General features: G+C 43.2%; 14 protein-coding genes. 11 read left to right on the top strand and 3 right to left on the bottom strand.

Features of this window, described 5'->3' with window-relative positions; all coding sequences use genetic code 11:
• The first annotated feature begins 24 nt into the window (after positions 1-24).
• The 4 genes from ACFQZI_RS19445 to ACFQZI_RS19430 all read left to right on the top strand — a co-directional run bounded on the left by ACFQZI_RS19445 (position 25) and on the right by ACFQZI_RS19430 (position 8,444).
• On the top strand, positions 25-1,872 hold the full coding sequence (locus ACFQZI_RS19445; protein ID WP_377145478.1) for a RagB/SusD family nutrient uptake outer membrane protein: 1,848 nt from the start codon (positions 25-27) through the stop codon (positions 1,870-1,872).
• Between the two features lie 79 nt (positions 1,873-1,951).
• On the top strand, positions 1,952-5,527 hold the full coding sequence (locus tag ACFQZI_RS19440; protein WP_377145476.1) for a VCBS repeat-containing protein: 3,576 nt from the start codon (positions 1,952-1,954) through the stop codon (positions 5,525-5,527).
• 14 nt (positions 5,528-5,541) lie between these two features.
• The gene (locus tag ACFQZI_RS19435; RefSeq protein WP_377145474.1) at positions 5,542-6,861 is read left to right on the top strand and encodes a vanadium-dependent haloperoxidase; all 1,320 of its coding nucleotides are present in this window, start codon (positions 5,542-5,544) and stop codon (positions 6,859-6,861) included.
• A gap of 20 nt (positions 6,862-6,881) precedes the next feature.
• A complete protein-coding gene (locus ACFQZI_RS19430) occupies positions 6,882-8,444 on the top strand; it encodes an FG-GAP repeat domain-containing protein (protein WP_377145472.1) in 1,563 nt (520 codons plus the stop codon).
• 53 nt (positions 8,445-8,497) lie between these two features.
• On the opposite strand, the gene ACFQZI_RS19425 is transcribed toward ACFQZI_RS19430, so the two are convergent.
• Positions 8,498-9,715: a hypothetical protein gene (locus tag ACFQZI_RS19425; protein ID WP_377145470.1), complete on the bottom strand. Its 1,218-nt coding sequence runs from the start codon at positions 9,713-9,715 to the stop codon at positions 8,498-8,500.
• A 194-nt stretch (positions 9,716-9,909) separates the two neighbouring features.
• Here ACFQZI_RS19425 and ACFQZI_RS19420 point away from each other — a divergent pair, with 194 nt between their 5' ends.
• Positions 9,910-10,281, top strand: coding sequence for a hypothetical protein (locus ACFQZI_RS19420; RefSeq protein WP_377145469.1), 372 nt, complete (start codon positions 9,910-9,912; stop codon positions 10,279-10,281).
• 29 nt (positions 10,282-10,310) lie between these two features.
• Here the strand turns inward: ACFQZI_RS19420 and pgmB are convergent, their stop codons facing one another.
• Entirely contained in the window at positions 10,311-10,961 is a 651-nt protein-coding gene (gene pgmB, locus ACFQZI_RS19415; RefSeq protein ID WP_377145467.1) for a beta-phosphoglucomutase, read from the bottom strand.
• A gap of 100 nt (positions 10,962-11,061) precedes the next feature.
• Here pgmB and ACFQZI_RS19410 point away from each other — a divergent pair, with 100 nt between their 5' ends.
• Both ACFQZI_RS19410 and ACFQZI_RS19405 read left to right on the top strand, forming a co-directional pair.
• Positions 11,062-11,427, top strand: a complete 366-nt coding sequence (locus tag ACFQZI_RS19410; protein ID WP_377145465.1) for a hypothetical protein — start codon at positions 11,062-11,064, stop codon at positions 11,425-11,427.
• Positions 11,428-11,553: 126 nt separating this feature from the next.
• Positions 11,554-12,084 carry a ferritin gene (locus ACFQZI_RS19405; protein ID WP_377145464.1) on the top strand — a complete coding sequence of 177 codons (531 nt, stop codon included), beginning with the start codon at positions 11,554-11,556 and terminating at the stop codon, positions 12,082-12,084.
• Here the strand turns inward: ACFQZI_RS19405 and ACFQZI_RS19400 are convergent.
• A complete protein-coding gene (locus tag ACFQZI_RS19400) occupies positions 12,081-12,335 on the bottom strand; it encodes a (2Fe-2S) ferredoxin domain-containing protein (RefSeq protein ID WP_377145462.1) in 255 nt (84 codons plus the stop codon). The two genes, ACFQZI_RS19405 and ACFQZI_RS19400, sit on opposite strands and share 4 nt — an antisense overlap.
• 91 nt (positions 12,336-12,426) lie before the next feature.
• On the opposite strand from ACFQZI_RS19400, the gene ACFQZI_RS19395 reads away from it, so the two are divergent.
• The 4 genes from ACFQZI_RS19395 to ACFQZI_RS19380 all read left to right on the top strand — a co-directional run bounded on the left by ACFQZI_RS19395 (position 12,427) and on the right by ACFQZI_RS19380 (position 17,148).
• Complete coding sequence (locus tag ACFQZI_RS19395) at positions 12,427-12,780, top strand: VOC family protein (protein WP_377145460.1); 354 nt, start codon at positions 12,427-12,429, stop codon at positions 12,778-12,780.
• Between the two features lie 88 nt (positions 12,781-12,868).
• On the top strand, positions 12,869-14,032 hold the full coding sequence (locus ACFQZI_RS19390; RefSeq protein WP_377145459.1) for a carboxypeptidase-like regulatory domain-containing protein: 1,164 nt from the start codon (positions 12,869-12,871) through the stop codon (positions 14,030-14,032).
• Positions 14,033-14,123: 91 nt separating this feature from the next.
• Positions 14,124-14,618, top strand: a complete 495-nt coding sequence (locus tag ACFQZI_RS19385) for a thermonuclease family protein (protein WP_377145457.1) — start codon at positions 14,124-14,126, stop codon at positions 14,616-14,618.
• Between the two features lie 97 nt (positions 14,619-14,715).
• Positions 14,716-17,148 carry a penicillin acylase family protein gene (locus ACFQZI_RS19380; RefSeq protein ID WP_377145455.1) on the top strand — a complete coding sequence of 811 codons (2,433 nt, stop codon included), beginning with the start codon at positions 14,716-14,718 and terminating at the stop codon, positions 17,146-17,148.
• Position 17,149 lies beyond the last annotated feature (1 nt).

Here is a 17,149-nt window from a genome sequence, read left to right as displayed (position 1 = left end):
ACATAATTTATAAATAGAATAGTTATGAAAAAAAGTTTAAAGTTAAAAGTCCTTATACCGGCAACACTTGTGTTGCTTGGAGGCTCTTATTCATGTAAGAAGTATCTTGATCAGGCACCTATTAGTGCGCTGATCCCGGAAGTAATTGCAACACGTACAGGTGTTGACGGTATTTTAATTGGTGCGTATTCACTTGTTGATGGCGTATTTCAAGGCCAGGCAGGTAGCCCTTGGGAAACTGGTACAGATAACTGGGTATACGGTAGTGTGGTAGCGGGCGATGCCTTTAAAGGCTCTAACCCTGGTGATCAACCGGCAGCAGCTAACCTTGAGGCGTTTAGCGCAACCGGTGCTAACGACTACTTAGACCATAAATGGCGTGTTTGTTACGCCGGTGTGCAACGTGCAAACGATGTGTTAAGATTATTGGCACAGGTTAAAGATGGTTCCATTACGGCCGACCAAACCAAGCAATATATTGCAGAAGCTCGTTTCCTACGCGGTTTTTACCATTTGGAAGCTGCCAAGCTTTGGAAAAACGTGCCATATATTGACGAAACAATCACATACACTGCTAACAATTATAACGTACCAAATGATGGTCCAATTTGGGGTAAAATAATAGACGATTTTAAAGCTGCTGCTGCTGACCTTCCTGAAACTCAACAACAAATAGGCCGGGCAAATAAATGGGCAGCTTTAGCATTTGAAGCTAAAACATTGATGTTTGATCACAAATATGCCGACGCATACAAGATTTTGACTGATCCTACGACGGGCGTTATTCCTAACGGTAAAACAAGTTCCGGCGCTAAATATGCTTTAGGTAAGTTTGCCAATAACTTTAATCCTTCTACCAAAAATGGCCCTGAAGGCGTGTTTGTTGTACAAACATCAGTTAAAGATGGTGCAAACGGCTTAAACGGTAATGCTGGCCAGGTGTTAAACTTCCCTTCTGGTGGTCCTGCAGGATGCTGCGGTTTCTTCCAGCCAACGTTTGATTTTGTTAACTCGTTTAAAGTTGATGCCAACGGTTTACCATTAATTGATACTTACCAAAACGATTACATTACAAACGACCAGGGTGTAACTGCCGAACAAATTTTCACTCCTGGCGACGAATTACTTGATGCAAGGTTAGATTGGTCTGTAGGCCGTCGTGGTATCCCTTACTTAGACTGGGGTATTTGTCCGGGTGCTGCCTGGGCACGTGACCAGCCAAACGGTGGTCCTTACCTGCCAATCAAAAACGTTTATTATAAAGCCGCGCAATCAACCACTTCTGAATCTTATGATGGTTGGGCTGCTAACCAGGCAACATCAAACAGCTACAACGCTATACGTTATGCCGATGTGTTACTTTGGGCTGCAGAATGTGCTGTAGAAGCTAACCAATTGGCTGCTGCCGAAGGTTATGTTAACCAGGTGCGTGCACGTGCTGCCGACCAAAGCGGTTGGGTTAAAGGTAAGTTAACAGGTTATACCGGTGGCGATGCTACCAAACCAATTGTTGATAACAGCCAGTTTGCTGCAAACTACAAAGTAGGTTTATACACCGGACAGTTTGCCTTGAATGGCCAGGCTTATGCACGTAAAGCTGTTTACTTTGAGCGCAAGCTTGAGTTAGGTATGGAAGGTCACCGTTTCTTCGACTTATCTCGTTGGGATGCTGTTAACGGCGGCCCTGCAGGTAATATCATGTCAACAGAAATTGAGAAATTCCTGAAAAATACTCGTGACTTTGGTGATAAATTTACCTCTGCGGTTATAAAAGTTGCTAAGTTCACTTCAAACAAAAACGAGCTTTACCCGATCCCTCAAAACCAGATAGATATCTCTAACGGTTCGTTAAAACAAAACAAGGGTTATTAATACTTAATGGCCTGTAAAAGAGGGGGAGATATTATATCTCTCCCTCTTTTTTTTGAACAAAATTTCTTAATATCGTTGAATGAAGCCCCTTAAATACCTGCTATTTATTATTGTGCCGTTTTTCGTTTTTTCATGTAAAAAGGCTACCATGTTTGAGCGCATATCCTCATCACACTCGGGTATCACATTTAATAATTTAATTGTAGAAAATGATACGCTTAACCCGTTAGATAAATTAAATATTTATAATGGTGGTGGTGTTGGCATCGGCGATTTTAACAACGATGGCTTGCAGGATATTTACTTTGTGGGTAATGCCGTATCAAACCGGTTATACCTAAACAAAGGCGACTTTAAGTTTGATGATGTTACCGCCAAAGCCGGCGTTGGCGGTAAAGGCGGCTGGGGCCGTGGCGTGGCTGTTGTTGATATAAACAACGATGGCCTTAAAGATATATATGTATGTAATACGCTGCTAAACGATTCTGTTAAAAGGCTAAACCTGCTATACATTAACCAGGGGCCTGATAAAGATGGCGTACCGATATTTAAGGAGCAGGCAAAGGAGTATGGCCTTAATATAAATGTACACTCCACCATGGCATCGTTTTTTGATTATGATAACGATGGCGACCTTGATATGTACCTAACTGTTAACGAGGCACAATCAACAGACAATACCAGCGCCTTTAGGCCGCTTATTAAGGATGGTAGCAGCCGCAACACGGGCAGGCTTTATCGTAACGACTTCAACCCCGCGCTTAAACATCCGGTATACACCAATGTATCTAAGCAGGCGGGTATATTGGTTGAAGGCTACGGCCATGCAACCAGTATTGTAGATATTAACCGCGATGGCTGGAAGGATATTTACGTAACCAATGATTTTTTACCAAACAACATCCTGTACATTAACAACCACGACGGTACATTTACCGACCGTACACAGGAATATTTTAAACATACTGCAACCAGTGCCATGGGCCAGGATGTGCAGGATATTAATAACGATGGCCTTGCCGATGTTTTTGAGCTTGATATGGATCCGGAAGATAACTATCGCAAAAAAATGTTTATGCCGGGTACATCTTACCAGTTATACCAAAACTTTGACTTTTACGGATACCAATATCAATATAACCATAATACGTTACAGCTAAACCAGGGCCCGCGCCTTGGGCAGAACGATTCGGTAGGTGCGCCCGCGTTTGCTGAAGTTGCTTTTATGAGCGGCGTTGCACAAACAGACTGGAGCTGGGGGCCTATGATAACCGATTTTGATAATGATGGATTTAGGGATATTGTGGTTACCAACGGTTACCCGCGCGATGTTACCGATCATGATTTTATTGCCTTTAGGGACGAATCATTTGCGATAGCAAGTAAAACACAGATCCTGAAACAGATCCCCATTGTAAAGATCGCCAACTACGCGTTTCGTAATAACGGCAACCTGCAATTTGAGGATGTTACCAAAACCTGGGGAATGGATGTTCCATCGTTCTCTAATGGCGCGGCCTACGCCGACCTGGATAATGATGGTACATTGGATATGATCATCAATAATATCGACGACGAAGCTTTTATATACAAGAACAACTCCCGCGAAAACGATAAAGCCAATAACCATTACCTGCAAGTGCAGTTTATAGGTAACGGGCAAAATAAAGATGGTATAGGAGCCTGGGCCGATATTTATTACGGCCACGGCAAACACCAGGTGTATGAAAATACTCCATTTAGGGGCTATCTTTCAACTATCCAAAACATCGCGCACTTTGGCTTGGGTAATATAACCAATGTGGACTCGGTGGTTATTAAATGGCAAAATGGCAGGCAGCAAACACTTACCAATGTTAAAGCCGATCAAACCTTAAAGGTTGATATCAACAATGCTAAATCTCCCTATAGTTTCGATCAGCCCCAAATAAACACACAAGCATTATTTACCGAAGTTACCAAAGCAGTAGGCATTAATTACAAACACAATGATGTTGACTTTGCCGATTTTAACGTGCAGAAACTGTTGCCGCATAAATTATCGGAATATGCGCCGGCTATAGCCGTGGGCGATGTTGATGGCAACGGGTTTGATGATATGGTTGTGGGCGGTACGTCAAAATACCCGGCGCAACTATTTTTGCAGCAGGCCGGTGGCAAGTTTACCCAGCGTAACCTGCTGGCATCGGCACAAAACCTAACTGATAAGTATAAAGATGAGGGCTTACTGCTTTTTGATGCTGATGGCGATGGCGACCTTGACCTGTACGCCGCCAGTGGGGGCTATGAGGATGCGCCCGGCTCAAAATCATATCAGGATAGGGTATATGCAAATGATGGTAAGGGTAACTTTACCCTGCAGGCAGGCGCTTTACCGGCCAATTTTACAAGCAAGCTTTGCGTAAAGGCGGTAGATTATAATAAAGATGGTTCGCTGGATCTGTTTGTATCGGGCAGGGTTGACCCCTGGAATTACCCAAAGCCGGTATCGAGCTTTATATTGCGTAACGATAGTAAAAAAGGCCAGATCAAATTTACTGATGCTACCTCAACGGCGGCAAAAGGTTTAAATAATTTAGGCCTGGTATGTGATGCGTCTTTTACGGATTATGATAACGATGGCTGGCCCGACCTGGTGATAACAGGCGAGTGGATGCCATTGACCTTTATGAAAAACGACCATGGCGTGTTTAAAAATGTTACTGCAAATACCGGCCTCGCAGATAAACTGGGTTGGTGGAACACTATTGCCGGTGGCGATTTTGACCATGACGGTGATATTGATTACATAGTTGGCAACACCGGTTTGAATACGTTTTATAAAGCTACCGACCAGTACCCGGCATACATTACAGCTAAAGATTTTGACAATAACGATAGTTATGATGCTATTCCATCGGTATTCCTGAAGGACAGGGATGGGGTAATGAAGGAGTTTCCGGCGCATACGCGCGACGATATTGTGAAACAGATCATTAGTATGAGGGTGAAGTTTCAGAACTATAAATTGTACGCAGTAGCTACAATGGATAGTGTAATAACACCCGAGATGCGCAAGGGTGCTATTCGCTTAAAAGCGAACGAACTTAGATCATGCTATTTGCGTAACGACGGGAACGGTAAGTTTACAATAATACCACTGCCTATAGAAGCGCAAATGTCGCAACTGGCGGGTATTATAATTGATGACTTTGACGGCGATGGAAACCTTGATGTAGCACTGAGCGGTAACGATTACGGTACCGAGGTTAGTACCGGGCGCTACGATGCCTTTAATGGCTTGCTGCTAAAGGGCGATGGTAAAGGCGGCTTTAAGCCTTTAACCATTATGCAAAGCGGCATCTACATCCCTGGCGATGGTAAGGCTTTGGTAAAGCTGCGTAGCGCCAAAGGCGGCTACCTGCTGGCCGCCAGCCAATATAAAGGCGCCATGAAGGTTTTTGAACTTAGGAAGCCTGTTCGTACGGTTAGCCTGCAACCGCTGGATATGTTTGCAACCATTAGATATAAAAATGGTAAAACAACCAAACAAGAATTTTATAATGGAGGGTCATTCTTGTCACAATCCGGAAGGTTTATTAATATAGACCCTTCAATGGCATCGGTTACCATAACTAATAATACCGGCCAAACCAGAGACATTACCCTAAATTAATTAGAGCCGAAACCATGAGATATTATAATTTTTTAGTTGCAGCCGCATTTTGCCTTTTGGCAGTAAGCTGTAAGCAAAAACAAAAAATAGCGCTTAAAAGTGATGCAGATGTATTACATGAAAATGTAGACCAACTTACACAGGTAATTATATACGATGCATTTAGTCCACCAGTGGCCAGCCGTATTTACGGTTACACCAGCCTTGCGCAATATGAGGCCATGCGTTACCAGGACCCTAAATATAATTCGATAACTAACCAATTGCATGGTTTTAAGCAAATGCCTGTGCCTGTAAAAGGGCTTAAGTATAATTTTGCGCTGGCAGCTACAAAAGCGTTTTTTACGGTAGCGCATAAGGTAACCTTCTCGGTAGATACGTTAAAAAAATACGAGGATAAGGTATTTGCCATGTACGCAAGTAACCTGGATGACTCCACCTATGCCCGGTCCGTTGCTTTTGGCGATAGCGTTGGTAAAACTATACTGGCCCGTGCAAAAAACGATAATTATGCTAAAACACGCGGCAAGCCAAGGTTTTTGGGTAGCAGCGATAATGGTAAATGGCACCCAACCGCTCCTGATTATTTAGACGGGGTAGAATTTTGCTGGGGTACAATGCAAACTTTCGCGGTAAAATCATCGTCAGATTTTGCATTGCCGCCGCCGCCGCCATATAGCGAGGATAAGAATAGCGAATACTTTAAGCAAAACCTTGCCGTATACGAAAAAAGTAAGACGCTTACACCCGAGGAGATAACTATTGCCAAATTTTGGGACGATAACCCCTTTGTTATCCAGCATAACGGGCACATGATGTTTGTAAATAAAAAAATAACACCCGGTGGCCACTGGATAGGTATTACCGCAATTGCCTGTAAAAAAACAAAGGCCGACGCTATTAAAACCGCCCAGGCTTACGCCTTAACATCTATAGCCTTGTACGATGCCTTTATATGTGGCTGGCAGGTTAAATACACTACCGAGTATATTAGGCCCGTTACCGTAATTAACGATAAAATTGACCATACCTGGTTACCACTTTTGCAAACCCCGCCTTTTCCCGAATACCCAAGCGGCCATAGCGACATTAGTGGTGCATCGGCAGTAATATTAACACACCTTTTTGGCGATAATTTTGAATATATGGATACCAGCGACCTGCGGTATATTGGTATGCAGCGCCACTTCGATTCGTTTTTAAAAGCGGCTGATGAAACCTCTATAAGCCGGTTTTACGGGGGTATCCATTATAAAAACAGCGTGGATCAGGGTGCTATACAGGGCCGCCAGATAGGAGAGTACATCTGGAATAATTTAAAACTACAAAACTAATAGCGGCATTAGCCATACACATGAAACTAAAGCGAACATTCGTATTTACTTCTCTTATATTATCCGGGGTTGCATTATTATCGTTAAGCACGATATTAGAGGGGTGCAAAAGCAAAACAAACGCGCCGTATAAGCTTACAGGAAACGTTATTGCAGATGGCGAACACCTTGTAAAGATCCATTGTACCAAATGCCACTCGCTTGTACCAGCCGAGGCACTTACTAAGGATGTTTGGCGCATGCATACTATGCCATCAATGGCGCATTATTTTGGTATAGGCACTTATGGGCAATCTTTTTATAAGCAAACCGGTAAAGAAACCGCGGATACTACACTGATGACTATTGTAGAATGGCAGGCAATGGTGGATTATTATCAAAAAATTGCACCCGATACGTTAACACCTGCTAAAAAGCCAAGCCCGTTATTAAATGATTGGGCTGGTTTTACCCTGAAAAGATCTGCCGCCACTAATGATATTGCTTTTACAACCATGGTAGCTGCCAACCCATCTACCGGTAACATTTATACCAGCGAACTGGTGTCAAATACCCTTACTGAGTGGGATAGCCAATTAAAAGTAAAGACTGTAACCAGTCTTCCTTCTGCGGCTGTGCATGCCAATTTTATAAAAGATGCAAACGGTGCCGATAAAGCCATGCTATCGTGCATTGGCCGGATAGACCCGGTAGATTTTGCCAGCGGCAAAATATATAGCGCAAATCTTACCGGTAAATTAAGCACCGATGAGGTAGCCATAGATTTGCCGAGGCCTGTGCAAACCTTAAGTGCAGATTTTGATAAAGACGGAAAGAACGAGTTAATTGTATTAGGGCAAGGCTTTACAAAAGGCGGTGTTTACATGGTGAAGCTGGGCGCTAACGGTAAAGCCGAAAAACAATTTACCGTTACCGATAGGCCCGGCGCGGTACAAGCCGTAGCACAGGATTTTAATAAGGATGGCTATCCCGACCTGATGGTATTGTTTGGTATAGCCGATGAAGGGTTGTCGTTATTTTTAAATGATAAAAAAGGCGGGTTTAAAAGCCGGGAACTATTGCATTTCCCACCTGTGAATGGTTCAACAAGTTTCCAGTTGGAAGATATTGACCATGATGGTAACCCCGATCTGATCTATACCTGCGGTTATAACTTTCGCGATTCGCGTATCCTGAAACCTTACCATGGCCTGTACATCTATAAAAACACAGGCGACTTTAATTTTAAGCAAAGCTGGTTTTATCCTATTAATGGTGCAACTAAAGCTATAGCCGCAGATTTTGATAAGGACGGCGACCTGGATATTGCAACCATAGCCTTTTTTGCTGATATGAAAAACAACCCTGCCGAAGAGTTTATTTATTTTGAACAGACCAAAGCTATGGAGTTTAAAGCCCATGCCGTGCCTGTAAGTAAGTATGGCCGTTGGATGAATATGGATGTTAGCGATATAAATAAAGATGGTAAACCCGATATAATATTAGGGAACTACGCGAGCGGTTTTCTTTTTCAGCCAAATTTTTCACCAAACTGGGATGAGCATCAGCCATTTATTGTGTTGCAGAACGGCATTAATAAGTAACTAAATCTATAAATACACTTAATGATGCTATAAACGTTCAGCGTTTATAAGCATCATTTTTGTTTTAGGTAGGCTGCTATTTTAGTTATGCTATCCGGGTAGATGCCAATATGGTGGCTATGTATCATTACCGATTGATTATTATTGATAATAGCCTTAGAAGGCAAAGCCGGCATATGGCATGAGATGCATTTAGCCTGTAAAACCGCAGCACTAAGCTTGCCGGTTAATTTGCACAGGTTATGATCCTGGGCCTTATGGCAGGTTTGGCACTTACTGGCGAAAAGAAGCGTATTTCCACGTTCGTTTTGATGTGTATTGTGGCAGGTATTGCAATCCATTTTACTGCTGATGTAGCACTTGCTGGTTTTTAGCATATCCAGCTGGTCGCCGTGTACATCCATATGGGCAAGATCTAAAGGCCCGGCAGATGGGGCATGTATCTTAAAGTCTTTTAATTTATCTCCCGGTTTAAAATCAAAGATAGATCTCGCGTTTTGTGTTTGCGTACCAGAATGGCAGGTGCCGCAAAGATCAACTTTTTGCTCACGTGTTAGCTGGCTTATCCGGGTAATGTATTTGGCCGTTTTAACCGCAGGGTTAGCCGTTTGGAAATCAACATGCTGCTTCGCGCCGCCATGGCAGCGTTCGCAATCAATGCTTAAAATAATGGAGTTTTTATCAAAACCGATGGTCTCGCCACCAAAACTGGGTGCTTTACCAGGTTCTGTTTTGGCGTACGAAGCGTGGCACTCCATACAGCGGATGTTAATGATCCTGTCAAAACTGGCCATGGTAGTATCATAGCCCGGGCTCATTATCCAACGGTTATTGGTGTTGTCAAAAGATACGGGTAGCTGAAATAACTCATTCTCTTTCCAATACAGGTAGCTTTCGCCTTTTACGCCACCCATGGCAATGGCCATACGCTCGCTTGCTACTTTTTCACCGTTTATCAAACTGGTTTGAAAAAGCCCGCTATCGGTTTTGGTCATTAACAGTTTAGTATGGTCGTTATAGGTAAGGCTATTTCGGCCTGCCGCAAAACTACCGTGTACGCTGTTAACCGATGCCCATGATGACGCGATACTATGTGCCATATGTGGGTAGGTATTGGCAATATTACTATGGCAGCTGATGCAGGCTTTAGCGCCGGCATATGCCTCGCCACGCGGGTCTGCCACTTCTTTCTTAGTACTTAAGCACTGCGATAGCATTATTACCAGTGGAAAAAGGAACATAGGTAATATAAGCAGTTTCTTGGTCGACATCTCCGGCAGATATGGTTGTATTGAGTGTTAGCATTATACGCGCTAACAGTGCGTAAGATAGGTTATTAATGTTATTGGACAGGGATGATTTTGTAATTTGTTGGAGACAAAAGAAAGAAACATAAAATAAATTAGTACTATGTATTGCATGGTATTATGTAATGTTTATATTTGTATGATAAATTGAAAAAATAATGAAAAAGATAACCAAAACAGTAGGTAACATAGCTATGGCGCTTATTATGCTTGCAGCCAGTAGCGCATGCGATTGGGGCAAGTCAACAACCATTGTAAACAAAACCGATAACTTGTATCAAAAGATAAAGTATTCGGGCAGGGTAGTATTTGCAGAAAATAACAAAGGCATAGAGCGTATTACCGACAATGGCTACCTGGAGTTTGAACAAAACGGCCGCACGTTTAAGGCAAAGGATAACGGCCATGGCAAAATTAGCTACGAATTTGACGGTGGCAGCCCGGTTACGGAATTAGATATTCATCAAAAAGAATTTGTAGCAGAAGCCGTAACAGAAATAGTTAAGGCACGCGGTAAAATGAAAAATTAATGTAATACCGGCAAAAGCTCAATATTAATTTATAGTTCCGCTAACATATCCAACGTCAATTTATCTAATCCGCTTACTACAATTTGTGCTTTAGTAAGTATATCTATAGACCCAATGCCAACGGTTTTCATACCGCCATTTATGGCGGCTTCTATCCCGGCAACGGCATCTTCAAAAACTACACAATGGGCAGGGGCAACGCCCACGGCTTCCGCGCCTTTTAAAAATACCTCGGGATCGGGTTTGGGAGCGCTAACGCTGTTGCCATCTATAATAGCATCAAACAGTTGGGTAAGTTCCAGTTTATTAAGAATGGTAGGGGTGTTTTTACTGGCCGAGCCTATCGCGGTTTTTAATCCTGCGTCGCGGCAGATTTGTACAAACTCACGGGCGCCCGGCAGGATCTCGGCAGGCGTCAGCTGGTTTATCATTTCGATATACCACATGTTTTTCTGCGTAGCCAAAGCGTCTTTTTCCTCGCTGGTTTTGTTGGTGATATTGCCCCAGCCCAGTATCAGGTCTAATGATGCCATGCGGCTTACACCTTTAAGCTGCTCGTTCTGACGTTCGGTGAAGTCAAAGCCCATTTCATTTGCAAGGCGTTTCCATGCTTTGTAATGGTACACAGCAGTATCAACAATCACACCATCCAGGTCAAAAATACAGGCTTTAATATTCATATCAGTAAAGGTATAAGTTGCCTTGTTAATAATCATTATAAATAATTGTTCCACATTATTTGGATTAATTATAAATAATGATTTCATTTGTAGTGTCGAAATGGTTACAACTTTAACAACTCCGCAAAATAATACCTGGGCAGGCGTATTTGCCACCACCAAAGGTGCTGTTTATCAAAGTGATGCAGAGCGTTGCTGGTATATTGATTTCGCCGGAAAAGTTGCCAGATTTGATTACCGATGCTTACTTAAACTTAAGAAAGCGGTTTACAACGTTAACATCGAGGCCAAGCTTTTAAATGCCAAAGACCCGGATGTGGAAATAATTTTCATTTGTGCTTGCGACCACACCTACATCCTTACCCTCATACAAATAATTGCCCTTAAGGAGCTTTTGGAAGGTACATTTGTAATGCTGCAACTGAACCAAATCTTGCAAGACCGCTTGTATCGTATTGCAGTTTAGTAATTTAGACTGAATTCATATTGCTTTTATTTTCGTTAAACCCCATCTTATAGCTATATTATTGTATTAACTATTTAACACGGCACGCTTGTTGTTTTACTAAATAGTTCTAAAAACAGTAATAACATGAAAGATCTTATCCGCATAAAAAGTCTGATCTCTGCTGATGTAGAGGCGCTTTTAAATCAGCAAGTTAAAAAAGAAGCTACATCATCATCTATATATTTAGCCATGGCATCATGGTGTAACCGCAATGGTTTCGATTACTCTTCTGAATACTTTTTTAAACAAGCCGAAGAGGAAAGAGAGCATCAGCTTAAATTTTATAAATACATCCTTGATATGGGCGGTAACGCTATATCACCCGAGGTGACCAGTATTAAACAGGAATATAATTCGTTCCGCGAAGTTTTTGAGGACGCGCTCGACCAGGAAGTTAGCGTAACCCAGTCTATCAAAAACATTTATGCCCGTTGTTTAGCCGAGCAGGATTATGTAACCAACGAATTTTTAAACTGGTTCCTGAGAGAGCAGCGCGAAGAAGAGTACAAAGCCCGCCGCGCGCTTGAATTATTCGAGATCATTGGCGAAGAAGGCACCGGCTCATGGGAAATTGACAAGCACGTTGGTAAAATTAAATACGACAGTGAGGCTTAATCTTTAGCCAGTAACAGCTTTAAAACATCTTTTTCCGAGTATTCCTTTAACCAGATATTACCCGGGGAGAAAGTACAGACCGGTGCCCAATCGCACCGGTCTGTACATTCTATACGTATCACTTCAATATCCTCACTGGCAGATTTAGCGTACCTTTTCGCCGTTTTAAACATATCCTTGCCACCCCGTTTAGCGCATTTGCTTCCTGTACATACAAACAACACTTTATCAGGTACAGTAAATTTTCCCATTAATTCTTTATTTATAATAACTTACAAATATCATGTTTATTTTTGATAGGCGTATCGTTATAAACCATTAACAAGCAAAACCGATAGTTGTATGCAATTTATATCTATAATTTCCATCCCGGTTACCGACCAGCAAGTGGCAAAGGCCTTTTACATAAAGTTTGGCTTTGAGCTGATGATAGAAAATCCTTTTCAAGGCGAATCAAAATGGATCCAGCTTAGCCTCCCCGGTGCGCAAACATCTGTTACGCTGGTAAACTGGTTTCCTGATCTTAAACCCGGCAGCATACAAGGATTCGTTATAAAATGCGACGACCTGGACGCTACAATAGCTGAATTACAAGCTAAAGGCATTACCGTAGGCAATGCCGATAAAACACCCTGGGGCAGGTTTGCTACCGTAAAGGACCCTGACGGCAACAGCTGGAGCCTGCACGGAAAATAATGTGGTGAAAAATAAGCGACGAGGTTTGTAAATGAAAAGTTACATAACCATTCGGCACGCTAAGGGCCCATTTATAATAAATTTGGATATGTACCGAAGCCTTATTCTTTTTTTCCTTTTCATTCCCGCGTCAGCATTTGCGCAAATAACTATTACCGGTAGAGTACTTATCCAGGGGAGTAAAACGCCTGTTGCTGATGCTACCATATTTTTAAGCCAAACCCGTTCGGGCACCAAAACTGACAAGGACGGAGTGTTTGCCCTTTACTCCGTAAAAGCAGGGAAGTACGATGTGGTAATATCCTGTATTGGCTACGAGCCATATTTTGGCGAAGTGTCAATTAAGTACAGCGATGTAAAATTGCCGGATATTAAGTTAGTGCCACGCGTAAACCAACTGGCAGAAGTGAAGATACGCCCAACGAAAAAGATAAAACGCGACTGGAAACGCGAGAATCAGATACGCACTTTTACCGATGAGTTTCTGGGCCATACGTCTAACGCTTCTGAATGTAAAATATTAAATACTCAATTGCTCATTTTTGAGGAGAATGAAGCCGAGCAAAAACTTACTGCTAAAACGAATGACTTTTTGATCATCGAGAATAAAGCCCTAGGGTATCGTATAAAATATCTGGTAAATTCTTTTTTGGTTGACGGGCTAAACGGTATCATTTCTTACACCGGATCGTCAGTTTTTGAGGATTTGCCCGGCAACCCAAACCAACAGGCGGCCTGGAAAGTGAATAGGGAGAATACCTATCGTACCTCCTCCATGAAGTTCTTTCGCTCCTGCATTGCCGACCTCTTACCCCAAAGCGATTTTTATGTTTTTAAATTGATACGTGTGCCAACAAGCCGTTTGCCGGATAGTATAATCAACCTTAAGTTGCGGCAAATGGCAAATTTGCGAAACGATTCGGTGAAGTTTTACAATAATGAATTAAAAATGCCCAAGTATGAGCAAACATCCATACCTAAGCCATTGCCAACCACAGAATTTATTAAACTTACTGGCGAACGCGGCATTTTTGATCTGAATTACCTTGATGGTGAACCGTTGATGATAAGTTACAGAAGCAAAACTGGTGCATCCAACAAGTACACCTCATTCATAACATTTGTGAAGCCCGATGTTTACTTTGATAGCAACGGCATAGTGTTTACACCAAAGAATGCTATTATTGAAGGCTACTGGGCCAAGTTGCGTGTGGGCGACTTATTGCCGGTAGATTACGAGGTGGGCAAATAGCATTTCTTGTTATCTTCGCCCCATGCTCAAAAAGTCCATTCTGTTTTGTCTTTTTATTTTTGTCCTGGCGTTTAGTTGCAACAGGAACGAAATGCTTTACAGGGTGGTGGGCGTAAAGGATGGCGACACCGTGGTGCTGCTATCGCCAGATAACCAAAGCATTACGGTTAGGCTTGCCGAAGTGGACGCGCCCGAGAAAAGCCAGGCCTTTGGGCAAGCGGCCAAACAGTTCACGTCCAACCTTTGCTTTGGCAAAAAAGTAAAGTTGATAGGAAATGACAAAGACCGATATGGCCGTACGGTAGCGCAGATAGAGTTGGAGAACGGTATCAACGTAAACCACGAGATTGTAAAGCAGGGTTATGCCTGGCAGTATCGCGCCTATTCAAAAAGTATGGAGCTTGCCATGCTGGAACAGCACGCCCGCGAAACCCGCCTCGGCCTGTGGCAGGATGCCAACCCAACGCCACCCTGGAATTTCCGTAAGGAAGCCAAAACCCAACGCATTGAAAAGAAGCAAACCAAACCCAAGAGGCCCTACAAAAAGCGCAAACCCCGCAAAAAACGCGACACGGTTGAATTTTAGATTTGCTTACTTATCCGTAACTTGCCTGTAAATATTAGTGGGTTCGGTGATAAGAAATCACTAAATCTATAATTCACTAAATCACTAATTAAAATACATGAAAGTATTTAAGGCGATTTTTTCTATTGTAATTACAGGCGTACTTATCTGGGCGCTCCAAACTAAGTTTGGTGATATACCTCCACTTGGCGGATTTTTAAACCCGTCTACCGGTTTTTGGCAAAATGCCGAAAGCAAGAATATCATCCACGCCGAAACACTTTCTCTTAAAGGTCTGCGGGGTAAGGTTACCGTTAAATTTGATGAGAACATGGTGCCGCATATTTTCGCGCAAAACGACCATGATCTGTACTACGTGCAAGGCTACTTAACCGCCAAAGCCCGCCTTTGGCAAATGGATATCCAAACCCGCAGCGCGGCAGGCAGACTTTCAGAAGTGGTAGGCCCCAAAGCTTTAGAGCTCGACCGTTATCACCGCCGCATGGGCATGACCTATGGTGCCGAACATACCCTGCAAGGCATCATGAAAGACCTTGTAATGAGCCAGGTTATAACCGCTTACAGCGATGGGGTGAACGCCTACATTAAACAACTAAAACCGGGCGGTTACCCTATAGAGTTTAAGCTTTTGAATTACGCGCCCGAGGAATGGAAACCCATAAATTCGGCATACTTATTAAAGCTGATGAGCGAAACACTGGCAGGCGGCTCAAACGAATTGGCCATGACCAATGTACTGGATAAATTTGGCGCGAAAATAACTAATGACCTGTTTCCCGATTATCCCACGCACGAAGACCCTATTATTCCGGTGGGCACTAAATGGGACTTTAAACCTTTGCCCGTACCACAGCCACCTGCCGCTTTTAAAGCGCAGATGCTGGCCAGTATGAAGGATAAGGAAAAAATAGAAGGGATAGGCAGTAATAACTGGGCGGTTAGCGGCAGCAAAACAGCAAGCGGCTACCCAATATTAGCTAACGACCCTCACCTTAATTTAACCCTGCCATCCATTTGGTACCAGATGCAAATGACCGCGCCTGGTGTAAACGTTTACGGCGTTACGTTGCCTGGTGCGCCTTGTGTGGTTATTGGTTACAACCAAAAAGTGAGCTGGGGCGTTACTAATGTAGATGCAGATATTTTGGATTGGTATCAGGTAAAGTTTAAAGATGCCGGCCGAAACGAATATTGGTATAATAACAAGTGGAATAAAGTTGAACGCAAGATAGATACGATCAAGATCCTGGGTCAATCGCCATTGATAGATACGGTTTTGTACACACACCACGGCCCTGTAGTTTACGACAATGCCGCTATGGCTAAAAAAGGCCGCGTAAATGTACCCGTAGGTAACGCGCTACGCTGGATAGCCCATGATGAAAGCGACGAGTTTAAAACCTTTTACCTGCTTAACCGCGCAAGCAACTATGCCGATTACCGCAAAGCGTTAATCTATTACACCGCCCCGGCGCAAAATTTCATCTTTGCATCCGCGGATAATGATATAGCGATAACCCCGAATGGCAAGTTGCCTTTGAAGTATAAAGACCAGGGTAAATTTATTATGGATGGCAGCAACCCGGCTAACGATTGGCAGGGGTGGATCCCATACGAGCAAAACCCAACCATGAAGAACCCGCCGCGGGGATTTGTTAGCTCGGCCAATCAATCCTCAACAGATCAAACCTACCCGTATTACATCAACTGGAAGTTTGAGGGTTATGAACGTGGTAAACGTATTAACGACCGCCTTGGTGCCATGAGCAAAGCCACTGTCGATAGTATGCGTATGCTGCAAATGGATGATTATAGCATCCGCGCGCAGGACATATTGCCAACCATGCTCAAATATTTGGATGCATCTAAATTGGATGAAACCCAGTTAGCCGCTTTAGACACCCTGAAGAAGTGGGATAAATATTATAAAGCGAATTCTGTTGGTGCCAGCATTTTCAACAGTTGGTGGGTTAAATTTTACAACTTTACCTGGCGCGATAATTTTGAAGATAAGAAAAAGCTGCTGTACTTCCCAACTATGGACAGGACAAAAACGCTGCTCACAAAAGAGCCAAACTCTATTTGGTTTGATAATAAACGTACGCCGGTAACCGAAACCGCGCCGGATGTTATTATGGCGTCATTCACAGCAGCAGTTAATGAGTTGGTAAAAGAGCATGGTAATATTGGCAAAACGTGGCAATGGGGCAACGTAAATCAATTTGAGGTTGCCCACCTGGGCCGCGTACCGGGCCTCGGTTCGGGCAATTTTGCATCGGGCGGTAGCGGTTCAACCGTTAACGCGTTGATAGATGGGCACGGCCCATCATGGCGAATGGTGGTGCAACTTGGTCCGCAGGTAAAGGGTTACGGCATCATTCCCGGCGGACAATCGGGCAATCCCGGCAGCTTCTTTTATGACGATATGCTAAAAACCTGGCAAGCCGGTAAATTAAAAGAACTGTTGTTCCTGCAATCGGCTAACGAAAACTCCAACAGAATTAAACGCACTTTAACCTTAAGCAAATAGT

It is taken from the genome of Mucilaginibacter lutimaris (assembly GCF_042676625.1).
Taxonomy (GTDB): Bacteria; Bacteroidota; Bacteroidia; order Sphingobacteriales; family Sphingobacteriaceae; genus Mucilaginibacter; species Mucilaginibacter lutimaris.
This window is presented reverse-complemented; position numbering and strand designations above follow the sequence as displayed.